The sequence below is a fragment of the Amycolatopsis sp. cg5 genome (assembly GCF_041346955.1).
Lineage (GTDB): Bacteria > Actinomycetota > Actinomycetes > Mycobacteriales > Pseudonocardiaceae > Amycolatopsis.
Genome location: NZ_CP166849.1, coordinates 9274367 through 9286905, shown reverse-complemented (window position 1 = coordinate 9286905; position 12539 = coordinate 9274367). Strand labels below are relative to the sequence as shown.

Here is a 12539-nt window from a genome sequence, read left to right as displayed (position 1 = left end):
CCGGGTGTAGTTCACTGGGATCGTGACTACCCCTCGACCGCAGTCCCGAGTTCGCGCGCCCGAGCTGTCCGGCGATGTCTGGCTGAACACCGGCGGCAAGCAGCTCAAGCTCGCCGAGCTGCGCGGACGCATAGTCCTGCTGGACTTCTGGACCAGCGGTTGCGTGAACTGCCTGCACGTTCTCGACGAGCTGCGCCCGCTGGAGGAGCGGTTCGCCGACGTGCTGGTGACCATCGGCGTGCACTCGCCGAAGTTCCTGCACGAGGGCGAGGTCCAGGCCATCGAGGCGGCCGTGCGGCGGTACGAGGTGCACCACCCGGTGCTCAACGACCCGGACATGGCCATGTGGTCGCAGTACGCGGTCAAGGCGTGGCCGACGCTGGTCATCGTCGACCCCGAGGGTTACGTCGTGCACGTCGCCGCGGGCGAAGGGCACGCCGAGGCGCTCAAGCGGGTCATCGAGGACCTCGTCGCCAAGCACGAGGCCAAGGGCACGCTGCGCCGCGGCGGCAGCCCGTACGTTCCTGCCGAGGAGCAGAAGCACGAACTTCGCTTCCCCAGCAAGGCCGTGGCGACCGCCGAGGGCCGGATTCTGGTGGCGGACACCGGAAATCACTCGATCGTCGAGTTCGCCTCCGATGGCGAGACCGTGGTCAGGCGGTTCGGCAGCGGCAGGCGCGGCGCGCAGGACGGGCCGTTCGACCTGGCGAGTTTCACCGAGCCCGCCGGGCTCGCGTTGCTGCCCAACGACATCGCCGAGCGGGCCGGGTATCACGTGGTGGTCGCCGACACCGCAGGGCATCTGTTGCGCGGCATCGACCTGCGCACCGGCGAAGTGTCCACTGTGGCCGGTACCGGCAAGCAGTGGCGCAACGGCGCGGACAGCGGCAAGGCGCTGGAGATCGACCTCACCAGCCCGTGGGACGTCGCGTGGTGGGCGCCTGCCGGCGGCATCGTGATCGCGATGGCAGGCAACCACACGCTGAGCCTGTTCGACCCGGTCGGCGGCGGTATCGAGCGGTTCGGCGGCACGACCGTCGAGGGGCTCAAGGACGGCCAGCTCGGCGAGGCGTTCTTCGCGCAGACGTCCGGTTTCGCCGCCGCGCCCGACAAGCTCTGGCTCGCCGACGCCGAAACTTCGGCGCTGCGCTGGCTCGACACCGACGGCAACGTCCACACGGCCGTCGGCACCGACCTGTTCTCCTTCGGCCATGTCGACGGCGACGCCGACAAGGCGCTGCTGCAGCACCCGCTCGGGCTGGCCGTGCTCGACGACGGCCGGGTCGCCATCGCCGACACCTACAACGGCGCGATCCGCCGGTACGACCCGCTCACCCGCGAGGTCTCCACGCTCGCGACCGGCTTGGCCGAGCCACAGGGCCTGCTGCTGCACGAGGGCACGTTGCTCGCGGTCGAGTCCGCCGGGCACCGGCTCACCCCGGTGGCCACCGAGGTGACCAGCGTCGATGGCGACGCGCACGCCGTGCGCAGGCCGCCGACCGTGCTCGCGCCGGGCGAGCTCGAGTTCACCGTCGTGTTCACGCCGCCGCCCGGCGAGAAGCTCGACGACCGCTACGGCCCGTCGACCCGGCTGGAGATCAGCGCGTCGCCGCCGGAGCTGCTCGTCGAGGGCGCGGGCGTCGGCACGGACCTCGTCCGGCGCATCAAGCTCGCGGACGGTCACCGCGACGGCGTGTTGCAGGTCGTGGCGCAGGCCGCGAGCTGTGACAGCGAGGCCGAGCACCCCGTCTGCCGCGTGACCAGGCAGGACTGGGGCGTCCCGCTGCGGTTCGCTGCCGACGGTGAGCGGGTGCTCACGCTGGTGATGGCGGGCACGCCTCGCTGAGTCAGTACGATGACCCGCGTGTCAAGTACACCCAAGCTCGAAATTCAGATGCTGAACGATCGCGTACTGGTGCGGCTGTCACCCGAAGAGGGGGAACGGCGGAGCAGCGGGGGGATCGTGATCCCGGCGACCGCTCAGGTCGCGCGCAGGCTCGCTTGGGGTGATGTACTGGGCGTTGGCAACAGCGTGCGCAACGTGAAGGTCGGCGACCGCGTGCTCTTCAACCCGGAAGACCAGTTCGAGGTCGAACTCCGGGGCGAGGGGCACCTCGTCATGCGCGAACGGGACATCCATGCCGTCGCGACCGAACTCACCGAACAGGGCACCGGGCTGTATCTATAGGGAGGTCCCGGTGCGGGATGAGCAAGTCGACGATCTGGCGCTGGTCGACGAGCTCTTCAAACCGGAGCCGGTCCCGCTCCCGCCGACGCACCAGGTGGTCGTCCGCCGCCGGATCGGCCGGGTCTTCGTGGTCGCGGGCAGCGTATTCGGGCTGCTCGCGCTCGCCTACATCGCGGACGTGGTCGCCGGCATCGGCGACGTCCCGCGCGGGGTCACCGTGGCGGGCGTCGAGGTCGGCGGACTCGGCCACGCGAACGCGGAAGCCAAGCTGCGCAGGGAACTTCAGCCCCGCCTCGTCCTGCCGGTCACGATCATCGGAGGCGACGTCAGCGCCACCCTCGACCCGCCGAAGTCCGGCCTCGGTCTCGACTGGCCCGGCACGCTCGCGCAGGCGGGCGAGCAGCCGCTGAACCCGATCACCCGGCTGCTCGCGTTCTTCCGCACCCGCGAAGTCGGTGTCGTCGCGAAGGTCGACCAGGACCTGCTCACCCGGGCCGTCACCAAGGTCGCGACCCAGTTCACCCGCGAGGCCGTCGAAGGCGGCATCGGTTTCCGCGAACTTCCCGACCGGGTCGAGGCGTACGCGATCGAGCCGCATCCCGGTCAGGTGCTCAAAGACATCGACGGCGCGGTCGGCGTCGTGAAGAACGAATGGCTCAGCCGCGGTGGCGTCCGGCTCGCCGTGGAGTCGTCACCGGTGAAGTCGACCACCGAGGGCGTGCACCGCGTGCTCGACCAGATCGTCACGCCCGCGATCGCCGAGCCGATCACCGTGCACGGCGAAGGCCAGGACTTCCCTTTGCTGCCAACGGATATCGCGCACGCGCTGAAGTTCGAACCCCGCGACGGCGGCACGCTCGAAGTCCGGATCGACCAGCAGGCACTGGAAAAGGCGGCGCAGCCGCAGCTCGCCGCCACCGAAAAGCCGGGCAAGGACGCGCACATCGTGTTCTCCACCGGCTCGCCCGCGGTCGAACCGGCGGAGGACGGCCGGAAAGTCGACTGGGCCAAGACTTTCGAGCCGCTCGCCGAGGTCATGAAACGCACCGAAGGCCGCGAACTCACCGCCGTCTACGCCGCCAGCCCGGCCGCACTCAGCACCGACGCGGCGACGTCGCTCGGCATCACCGAGGTGGTCGGCGAGTTCACCACGGGCGGCTTTTCCGGGCCTGCCGCGACGAATGTCGGCGCGTTGGCGGCGAAGGTGAATGGCATGATCATCAAACCGGGCGACACGTTCAGCGTGAGCGCGCTCGGTTCGCCCGGCTACGTCAACGCGCCGCTGAACGAGGACGGCACCGGCCCGATCGTCGTGGGCGGCGGCGTTTCCCAGTTCGCGAGCACGCTGTACAACGCGGCTTACCTGGCCGGGCTGACCGACGTCTCACACGTCACCCACGACTACTACCTCGACCGGTATCCGGCAGGCCGCGAGGCGAAGATCCTGAACGCCGACGGTTCGGGCGTCGACCTGAAGTTCGGCAACGACGGGACGAGCGGAGTCGCGATCCAGGCGTACGCCGGCGGCTCGTCGGTGACCGTGAAGATCTGGGGTACCAAGCGTTTCAGTGTCGAAAGCAGCGCAGGCGGGCAGTCGGACGTGACCGAAGCGCCGTCGCAAACCGGCTCTGGCGAAGGCTGCCAGCCGTCCGCCGGAGTGCCGGGCTTCACCACCTCGGACACCCGCGTCGTGCGCGAAATCGTGACAGGGCAAGAGGTTCGCCGCGAAACCAGGGTGGTCCGCTACCAGCCCCGCGCGGCCACGACCTGTCCCTAGAACGCGATAAAGCGGGCTTTACTCCGCGGAGTAAAGCCCGCTTTATCCCGGGGTTCAGGAGGTCTTCTGCCCGCCCTTGAGGCCCGCGTAGACGCCCGCCGCGGCGATGACGCCGATGACGGCGGCGCCGACCTGGAACGCGTGGCGGATCCAGTCGATCCCGCTGGTGTGCCGCACGCCGAACACGCCGGCCAGCCAGTTGCCGATGAACGCCGCGACGATGCCGACCACGATGGTCAGCCACATCGGGATCTTCTGGTCGCCTGGCGCCAGCATCCGGCCGATCACACCCAGGATCAGGCCGACCACGATCGTCGTGATGATGCCCCAAATTCCACCGAGCATGGCAACTCCTTCGTCAAGGAAAACCCCACGGTGACACCGATCCGGCCCGCCCGCGCCCCGAAGTCGCCCGACCGGGTGAGCGGTCATAAAAACACTGACCGGCCCGCCAGAACGGCGGACCGGCCAGGTACCTGGAAAAGTCAGCGGGTGACGCCTCGGCGTCCGTACATGTTCGCCACCAGGATCACGCCGACCGCGGCGACGCCGATCTGGGTGAACAACTCGAGCCAGTCGAAGCCCGCGGTGTCCGCGTAGCCGAGGCCGCGGGCGATGGCCGTGCCGATGAAGGCGGCCACGATACCGACGATGATCGTCAGCCAGAGCGGGATGGCCTGCCTGCCCGGTGCGGCCAACCTGCCCAGCAGTCCGATGATGAGACCGACCACGAGGGCGGTGATGATGCCGGTGATAGTCATCGAAGCTCCTTTGGAGTGGCCCCTCTTGGGGGGTGCGAAACCAGTAGTACCCAAGAGAAGCGCGCCCAAACGCGGAAAAACGAAAAGCCCCCTCACCCGTGCCGGGCGAGGGGGCTTTTCGCTGGTAGGTCAGTAAGAAGACTCGTCGACGTCCATGAGCTCGTTGTCGGCGTTCTCCACGATCGCGCGGCGCGCGGTCAGCTCGGGCAGCACGCTCTTCGCGAAGAAGGACGCCACGGCGATCTTCCCGTTGTAGAACGCGACGTCCTTGTCGGAGGCGCCGGCGTCGAGCTGCTTCAGCGCGACCTCGGACTGCTTGAGAAGCTGCCAGCCGACGAGCAGGTCACCGAAGGACATCAGCAGCCGGACCGTGTGCTGGCCGACCTTGTTGATGCTCTGCGGGTCCTCCTGCGAGGCGGTCAGGTAGCCGATCAGCGAGCCGAGCATGCCCTGGGTGTCTTCGACGGCCTGCTTCAGCAGCGCCCGCTCGCTCTTGAGACGGCCGTTGCCTGCCTCGGACTCCAGGAACTTCGTGATCTCGCCCGCCACGAACGCGACGGCCTGGCCCTGGTCGCGGACGATCTTGCGGAAGAAGAAGTCCAGCGACTGGATGGCCGTGGTGCCCTCGTACAGCGAGTCGATCTTCGCGTCGCGGATGTACTGCTCGATCGGGTAATCCTGCAGGAAGCCCGAACCACCCAGCGTCTGCAGCGACTGCACCAGCTGCTCGGTGGCGCGCTCGGAGCCGACACCCTTGACGATCGGCAGCAGCAGGTCGTTGACCCGCTCGGCCAGCTTGATCTCCTCGGGCGTGCCGTCCTGCGTCCACACGCGGTCCTGGAACGACGCCGTGTACAGGTACACCGCGCGCAGGCCCTCGGCGTACGCCTTCTGCAGCATGAGCGACCGGCGCACGTCCGGGTGCTTCATGATCGAGACGCGCGGGGCGGCCTTGTTCAGCATGTTCGGCAGGTCGGCGCCCTGCACGCGCTCCTTGGCGTACTCCAGCGCGTTCAGGTAGCCGGTGGACAGCGTGGCGATGGCCTTGGTGCCGACCATCATCCGGGCGTACTCGATGACCTGGAACATCTGCGCGATGCCGTTGTGCACCTCGCCGAGCAGCCAGCCCTTGGCGGGCGTGCCGTGCTGACCGAAGGTGACCTCGCAGGTGGTGGACGCCTTGATGCCCATCTTGTGCTCGACGTTCGTGACGTAGGCGCCGTTGCGCTCGCCCAGCTCACCGGACTCGCCGTCGAAGTGGAACTTCGGCACGAGGAACAGTGACAGGCCCTTGGTGCCGGGCTTGGTCTCGATGCCGGGACCCTCGGGGCGGGCCAGCACCAGGTGCATGATGTTCTCGGTCAGGTCCTGGTCGCCGGAGGTGATGAACCGCTTCACGCCGTCGATGTGCCAGGAGCCGTCCTCCTGCGGGGTGGCCTTGGTGCGGCCGGCGCCCACGTCCGAACCGGCGTCCGGCTCGGTGAGCACCATGGTCGCGCCCCAGCCGCGGTCGATCATGATCTGCGCCCAGCGCTTCTGCTCGTCCGTGCCGTTGTTGTGCACGATCATCGCGAAGCTGGGGCCCGCCATGTACATGTACAGCGGCGGGTTCGAGCCGAGGATCAGCTCGGACGCGGCCCACACCACGGTCGGCGGGATGCCGAGTCCGCCGAGCTCGTTGTTGAGGCCGAGGCGCCACCACTCGCCCTCCCAGAGGGCTTTGTAGCTCTTCTTGAACGACTCGGGCAGCTTGGCCGAGAAAGTCTTGGGGTCGTAGACGGGCGGGTTGCGGTCGGCGTCGGCGAACGACTCGGCCAGCGCGCCGGTGGCGAGCTTGTTCAGCTCCGCCAGCAGATCGCGGGCGCTCTCCTCGTCGGAGTCCTCCAGTACGCCTTTACCCAGCTTGTCTTGAACGTTCAGCACCTCGAAGAGGTTGAACTCCAGATCGCGGACGTTGCTCTTGTAGTGGCCCATGGCGTCTCTCCGTTTAGGGATCAGTGCCGGCCGGGAACCTCGCCGTGGGAAGACCCTTACTCGCCGGTAACTTCAGGATATTACCTGTCGGTAACCGGCGGCAAGCCCGACCCTCTTCAGTGTTGCGCAGATCGCCCGATCGAGACCCCGAGTAGGGGTCGGACCAGGGGTCAACGAGGGGCTGGCGCTGTTACGGCCTGGTTAAGCGGCGTGACGTTGTGTGCGTCATCGGGCGCGGTGACGAGGATTCCGCTGCGGAAGGCGATGGTCACCGCGTGCGTGCGGTCCCGTGCGGACAGCTTGCGCAGGATGCTCTTCACGTGCGTCCGGACGGTCTCCACGGACAGGAAGAGCAGCTTCGCGATCCCGGAGTTCTCCAGACCCTCCGCGATGAGCTGGAGCACCTGGTACTCGCGGCGCGACAGCGGCATCCGGGGCAGCGGGACGCGGCTTTCGGCCGACGGCCGCTTGACCCGGCCGAGCAGCGCGGCGAACGTCGGATCGAGGTAGCGGCGGTCGGCGTGCGCACGCCGGATGGCGTCGCTGAGCCGTTTCGGGTCGATCGCGCGCGGCACCAGCGCGTGCGCGCCGGCGGCGATGGCCTGCGCCAGGTACTGCGGCGCGCGGTTGGCGTCGCGGACCACCAGCACGATCAGCAGCGCCGGGTCACCGGTGCCGAGCAATCTCGTCAGGTGGCAGTTCGGGTCGAGCGCGGAGTCGAGCAGCACGACGTCCGGCCGCAGCTGCTCGGCGAGCTGCATCGCGCCGTGCTGGCTCGACGCCTGGCCGAGCCAGTGCATGCCGTGCGTGCGGTGGACGAGACCGGCCAGGCCGTCGCGGTAGATCGGCACGGGATCGACGGCGGCCACGCCGAGGCTGCGCCCGAGCACGGTTGGGACTGACTGCACGTTCGTCGGCTGGACCATGTGATCTCCGTCTCCACACGCCGCCACCCTGTGCTCGCACGTCCCCACTGCGCGCCCGATCCCCCTGCGGACCGGTCAGGATGACACCTCGTGCTTGTTAGGACCCATCTTCGATCATCTTGTGACGGGGTTTCGCGCACTTAGATGCATCGGGGGAACCTGCCCAACTCTGCGTAGAGAACGGCCCTGAAATGCCCGTTCCCGATCATCGGAACGTCCTGTGTGGACGTCGGATGCTACTGAGAGTTGATCACCGCGGCACGCAGCCTGCCGAACTCCTCGGCCAGTCCGGCTGGGGTCCAATGGGCGTTGAGTCCGCTTGGATTAGGCAAAACCCAGAGCCGGGTGGTGCCGATGCGCTCGTCCTGTTCGCCGACGGCGGCCTTCGGACGGCTGAAAGCGGCCCGGTAGGCAGTGATTCCCACCACAGCGAGCCAGTTGGGTTGAAATTCACGCATCTTCGCGGCCAGCTGCTCGCCGCCGTCGCGCAGCTCCTGCTTGCTCAGCTCGTCGGCGCGGGCGGTGGTCCGCGCGACCACGTTGGTGATGCCGATGCCCAGCTCCAGCAGCTCGTGCTGCTCGCTCGGGTCGAACTTCCGCGGCGTGAAACCGCCGCCGTGCAGCGCGGGCCAGAAGCGATTGCCCGGCCTGGCGAAGTGGAAGCCCATGGCCGTCGAGTAGAGGCCGGGGTTGATGCCGGCGAAGACCACGTCCAGCCCCGGCGCGAGTAAATCGTCGAGCAGCTTGCCTCTGGCCGCTTCGAGCTCGTCCTTGCTGGGCATTGGCCAAGTCTGGCAGGGGGTGGCCAACCGTCCACACGTTGCGTACGCTGTGTGATTCCGCGCACAACGTCGTACACGGGGGTTCGCTTTGCAACTGGCACTGATCCTCGGCCTGGTCGGGTTGATCTTCGCGGTCGCCATCACCTTCGTGGCGTTGGAAGACAAGCGCGCCGCACGGCGCGAGGCCGTGCGGCGGCAAGCCCGGTTAGCGCGCCTGGGCGAGGTGGACCCGCTCGCGCCGCACCGGCTGCGTGTCGACGGTTGAAGTGCTCCCGGCGCGGAAGGCCAGCAGCATCGCGGCCAGCACCCAGCCGAGCATGGCGCCGAAGGTGTTGGTCATGAGGTCGTCGACGTCGAAGATCCGGTAGACGAACGGCGCGGTGCCGAAGTTCGCGCTGAGCTGGGTGAGCTCGATCAGCAGCGACGCGGTGAAGCCGACGGCCATCGTGCCGACGAAGCCGCGCTTCCACAGCAGCCTGGCGAACAGGCCCAGCGGGACGAACAGTAGGACGTTCATCGCCGCCTGCTGGAAGGTCTGCGTGGTGAACCAGTTCGCGGCCGACAGCCCGTGCTTGAGCAGCTCGGTGTGGATGTCGGCGATCCACTGGAACGGGTGCAGCTGGACGGTCTGCTCCAGCCGCTTGCTGTGCGGGCCCGGCAGCGGCAGCAGGACCACCGCCACCGTCATGCAGGCGTAGAGCGTGACCATCGCCGTCTTGGCGATCCTGCCCGCCTGCGGACGGCCGAACCGGGAGACGTGCACGATCAGCTGCGGGACGAGGATCGTCGTCCAGACCGCGGCGAAGACGAGCAGTCCGTAGGTGAGGGCAGTGACCTGTGCGTTCGTCATGCCATTGAACTTATGGATCTTGGAAGCGGCCTTCTTCGGTCGATTAGTTAGGTTCCGTACCCGAGATCGGCCAATCGGCCGAGGCCCGCCACTGGCCGATCGGCCACCCGGCAGGGTGGTGGTTTTACCTGTTACCAGCGGTTACGCTCATTTCATGGACGACGTCGTCTACACCCGCGCTGGCCAGGGCGAACCGCTCGTGCTGATCCATGGGGTCGGGCATCGCAGGCAGGCGTGGGACCCGGTGATCCCGCTGCTCGCGAAGCACCGCGACGTGATCGCCGTCGACCTGCCCGGGTTCGGCGACTCGCCGCCCCGCGACGACGCGTACGGCGTCGAACCGGCGCTGCGGCTGTTCCGGGAGTTCTTCGCCGGCCTCGGCCTCGGGCGGCCGCACGTCGCGGGCAACTCGCTCGGCGGCCTGCTCTCGCTCGCGCTCGGCCAAGCCGGGCTCGTCCGCAGCGTCACGGCGCTTTCCCCGGCCGGGCTGTGGACGTACGCGCAGCAGCGCTACGCGATCGGCATGCTCCGCACGCACTACCACCTGGCACGCCGCATCCCCGATCGGTTCGGCCGCAGGCTGGCGGCGAGCGCGGTCGGCCGCACGGTCGTCAGCGGGATGATCTTCGACAAGCCCGCGCGGGTGGCGCCCGAGGTGATCTTCGACGACATGCGCGCGTTCGGCTCGGCCGCCGGGTTCATCCCGACCGTCGCGCTGACCCGCGGTCGCGGGTTCCGGTTCGAGGGCCCGGTGCTCGACGTTCCGGTGACGATCGCCTGGTCGCAGCGCGACCGGATACTCGCCAGGCCACGCGCTGCCGAATTGCGGAAGATGTGCCCGCAGGCACAGTTGCTCGTATTGCCCGGTTGCGGCCATGTGCCCATGAGTGACGATCCGGAATTGGTCACTCGCGTTCTGCTAGAAGGCAGTGACGTTTAGGCAAATTCCGCCGAATTCCCCTGGTGGATCACTCATCGGGAAGGCAGACTCCTCCGCCGGTGCACGCCCAGATCGGGGTCACAGGGCGTCCGAATTCGGAGGAAGAATGCTTATATCCAACCGGCTGAAGCGCGTTGTCGCGGTGTTCGGGGCCGCACTCACCGCGGGGGCGCTCGTCGCCACGCCGGCGTCGGCCTACGGCAGTCAGACCACTGACGTCCGGCTCATCGCCTTCAACGACCTGCACGGCAACCTCGAGCCGCCGTCCGGCTCGTCCGGCCGCGTCGTGCTGTCGGACGGCAAGACCGTCGACGCAGGCGGCGCCGCGTTCCTCGCGACGCACGTCAAGCAGCTGCGCGCGCAGGTCCGCAATTCGCTGGTCTTCTCGGCGGGCGACAACATCGGCGCCTCGCCGGTGATCTCGGCGCTGTTCCACGACGAGCCGACCGTCGAATTCATGAACAAGCTCGGCGTCAAGGCGTCGGTCGTGGGCAACCACGAGTTCGACGAGGGCTACGACGAGCTCAAGCGCATCCAGTTCGGCGGCTGCCACCCGGTCGACGGCTGCCAGTTCCACAAGCCGTTCAAGGGCGCGAACTTCCCGTTCGTCGGCGCGAACGTCACCTTCGAGAAGACCGGCCTGCCCGCGGTGCTGCCGTTCAGCATCGAGTTCTCCGGCGGCGTCCCGATCGGCGTCATCGGCGCCACGCTGAAGGACCTGCCGTCGGTCGTCACCCCGGAGGCCATCAAGGGCCTCAAGTTCGGCGACGAGGTGCAGGCGATCAACCGGACCTCGGCGCTGCTGGAGCTGTTCGGCATCAAGGCGCAGGTCGTGCTGATGCACCAGGGCGACGGCACCGAGACCGCCGGTCCCGACGACTGCAAGCTCCGCCCCGGCCCGGCCAAGGTCATCGCGGAGAGCGTGACCTCGCGCGTCGACGCGTTCTTCACCGGCCACAGCCACCAGCAGTACAACTGCGTCGTCAACGACCCGGCAGGCAACCCGCGCCCGCTGATCCAGGGTGCCTCGTTCGGCCGTCTCCTGTCGGTCATCGACCTGAAGATCAACCTCCGCAGCCGCGACGTCGTCCGCTCGGAGACCAAGGCGCACAACGAGATCGTCACCCGCGACGTCGCACCCGACCCCGACGTCCAGGCGCTCGTCGCCGAGGCCAAGACCAAGGCGGCCCCGATCGCCAACCGCCAGGTCGGCACCATCACCGCGGATCTCCCGGCGGCGGGCACCGCCACCGGCGAGTCACTGCTCGGCGACGTGCTCGCCGACGCGCAGCTGGCGGGCACCCTGTCCAACGGCGCGCAGATCGCGATGACCAACCCCGGTGGCATCCGCGCCGACCTGCTGTTCAAGTCCTCGCCCAACGGCGAAGGCGACGGCGTGGTCACCTACGGCGAGGCCTTCACCGTCCAGCCGTTCGCGAACATCATGCAGACGATCACGCTGACCGGAGCCAACCTGAAGGCCGTGCTGGAGCAGCAGTGGCAGGGCAGCATCACCCGCATCCTGCAGATCTCGAACTCGCTGCACTACTCGTACGACCTGTCCAAGCCGATCGGTTCCCGCATCTCGAACCTGACGCTCAACGGCGCCCCGATCGACCCGGCGGCCTCGCTGCGCGTTTCGGTGAACAACTTCCTCGCCGCAGGCGGTGACGGCTTCACCGAGCTCACCAAGGGCACCAACCTGGCAGGCGGCCCCGTCGACCTCGACGCGCTGCTCGCCTACTTCGCGGCGAACCCCGGCATCAACCCGCCGGTCACCAACCGCATCACCGCGATCGGCTAGCTCCGGTTTCTCCAAGACGCGCGGGTGACAATGGACCCATGCCTACCTGGGAAGACGTTGTCACCCGCGCGCTCGCACTACCCGAAGTCACGGTCTCGACCTGGTACCGCACCCCGGCATTGAAGGTCGCGGGCAAAGGCTTCGCCCGCCTCCGCACCGAAGCCGAGGGCGGCCTGGTCCTCATGTGCTCGCCCGACGAAAAGGCCGCCCTGCTGGCCTCGGGCGACCCGGCTTTCTACACGACCCCGCACTACGACGGCCACGCCTCGATCATCGTCGACCTCGCCCGCGTAGACCCACCCCAGCTCTACGAACTCCTCACGGAGTCCCACCGCCTCAAGTCCCCACCCAAACTCCGCGCCACCCTCACCTGACCCCGCGTCCCGACTCTCTGGGTACGCGTGTCGTCCATCCAGGTACGCGTGTCGTCCGTCTGTGCACGCGCGCCGTCCATCCATGGCCGGATCCGGGGCTACTGGCGGCGCGCCTTCAGATACAGGAAATCGGCCAGCGCGAGCACGAAGCCGTCCTCCGCGC

General features: G+C 68.2%; 12 protein-coding genes. 6 read left to right on the top strand and 6 right to left on the bottom strand.

The features are described from left to right. Window positions 1-22 precede the first annotated feature (22 nt). The 3 genes from AB5J62_RS42375 to AB5J62_RS42365 are packed head-to-tail and all read left to right on the top strand — an operon-like array spanning window position 23 to window position 3965. Window positions 23-1846, top strand: coding sequence for an NHL domain-containing thioredoxin family protein (locus AB5J62_RS42375; RefSeq protein ID WP_370945692.1), 1824 nt, complete (start codon window positions 23-25; stop codon window positions 1844-1846). Between the two features lie 9 nt (window positions 1847-1855). Next, window positions 1856-2188, top strand: coding sequence for a co-chaperone GroES (locus AB5J62_RS42370; RefSeq protein WP_091288697.1), 333 nt, complete (start codon window positions 1856-1858; stop codon window positions 2186-2188). Between the two features lie 10 nt (window positions 2189-2198). Continuing rightward, window positions 2199-3965 (top strand): VanW family protein, encoded by a 1767-nt coding sequence (locus AB5J62_RS42365; protein WP_370945691.1) that lies wholly within the window; start codon window positions 2199-2201, stop codon window positions 3963-3965. A gap of 54 nt (window positions 3966-4019) precedes the next feature. Here AB5J62_RS42365 and AB5J62_RS42360 read toward each other — a convergent pair whose 3' ends face one another. The 6 genes from AB5J62_RS42360 to AB5J62_RS42335 form a co-directional block, all read right to left on the bottom strand. Further along, window positions 4020-4310: a GlsB/YeaQ/YmgE family stress response membrane protein gene (locus tag AB5J62_RS42360; protein WP_370945690.1), complete on the bottom strand. Its 291-nt coding sequence runs from the start codon at window positions 4308-4310 to the stop codon at window positions 4020-4022. A 140-nt stretch (window positions 4311-4450) separates the two neighbouring features. Further along, on the bottom strand, window positions 4451-4726 hold the full coding sequence (locus AB5J62_RS42355) for a GlsB/YeaQ/YmgE family stress response membrane protein (RefSeq protein ID WP_370945689.1): 276 nt from the start codon (window positions 4724-4726) through the stop codon (window positions 4451-4453). Between the two features lie 129 nt (window positions 4727-4855). Further along, window positions 4856-6700, bottom strand: a complete 1845-nt coding sequence (locus AB5J62_RS42350) for an acyl-CoA dehydrogenase (protein WP_370945688.1) — start codon at window positions 6698-6700, stop codon at window positions 4856-4858. Between the two features lie 170 nt (window positions 6701-6870). Continuing rightward, window positions 6871-7626, bottom strand: coding sequence for a response regulator transcription factor (locus AB5J62_RS42345; RefSeq protein ID WP_370945687.1), 756 nt, complete (start codon window positions 7624-7626; stop codon window positions 6871-6873). A 236-nt stretch (window positions 7627-7862) separates the two neighbouring features. Then, a complete protein-coding gene (gene mug / locus AB5J62_RS42340; RefSeq protein WP_370945686.1) occupies window positions 7863-8408 on the bottom strand; it encodes a G/U mismatch-specific DNA glycosylase in 546 nt (181 codons plus the stop codon). 205 nt (window positions 8409-8613) lie between these two features. Next, complete coding sequence (locus AB5J62_RS42335) at window positions 8614-9258, bottom strand: VanZ family protein (RefSeq protein WP_370945685.1); 645 nt, start codon at window positions 9256-9258, stop codon at window positions 8614-8616. Window positions 9259-9412: 154 nt separating this feature from the next. Between AB5J62_RS42335 and AB5J62_RS42330 the strand changes: the two genes are divergently transcribed. The 3 genes from AB5J62_RS42330 to AB5J62_RS42320 all read left to right on the top strand — a co-directional run bounded on the left by AB5J62_RS42330 (window position 9413) and on the right by AB5J62_RS42320 (window position 12376). Next, window positions 9413-10198 carry an alpha/beta fold hydrolase gene (locus tag AB5J62_RS42330; protein ID WP_370945684.1) on the top strand — a complete coding sequence of 262 codons (786 nt, stop codon included), beginning with the start codon at window positions 9413-9415 and terminating at the stop codon, window positions 10196-10198. A gap of 106 nt (window positions 10199-10304) precedes the next feature. Beyond that, window positions 10305-12002 carry a bifunctional UDP-sugar hydrolase/5'-nucleotidase gene (locus AB5J62_RS42325; protein WP_370945683.1) on the top strand — a complete coding sequence of 566 codons (1698 nt, stop codon included), beginning with the start codon at window positions 10305-10307 and terminating at the stop codon, window positions 12000-12002. 38 nt (window positions 12003-12040) lie between these two features. After that, window positions 12041-12376, top strand: a complete 336-nt coding sequence (locus AB5J62_RS42320) for an MmcQ/YjbR family DNA-binding protein (protein ID WP_370945682.1) — start codon at window positions 12041-12043, stop codon at window positions 12374-12376. The last annotated feature ends 163 nt before the right edge of the window (window positions 12377-12539 follow it).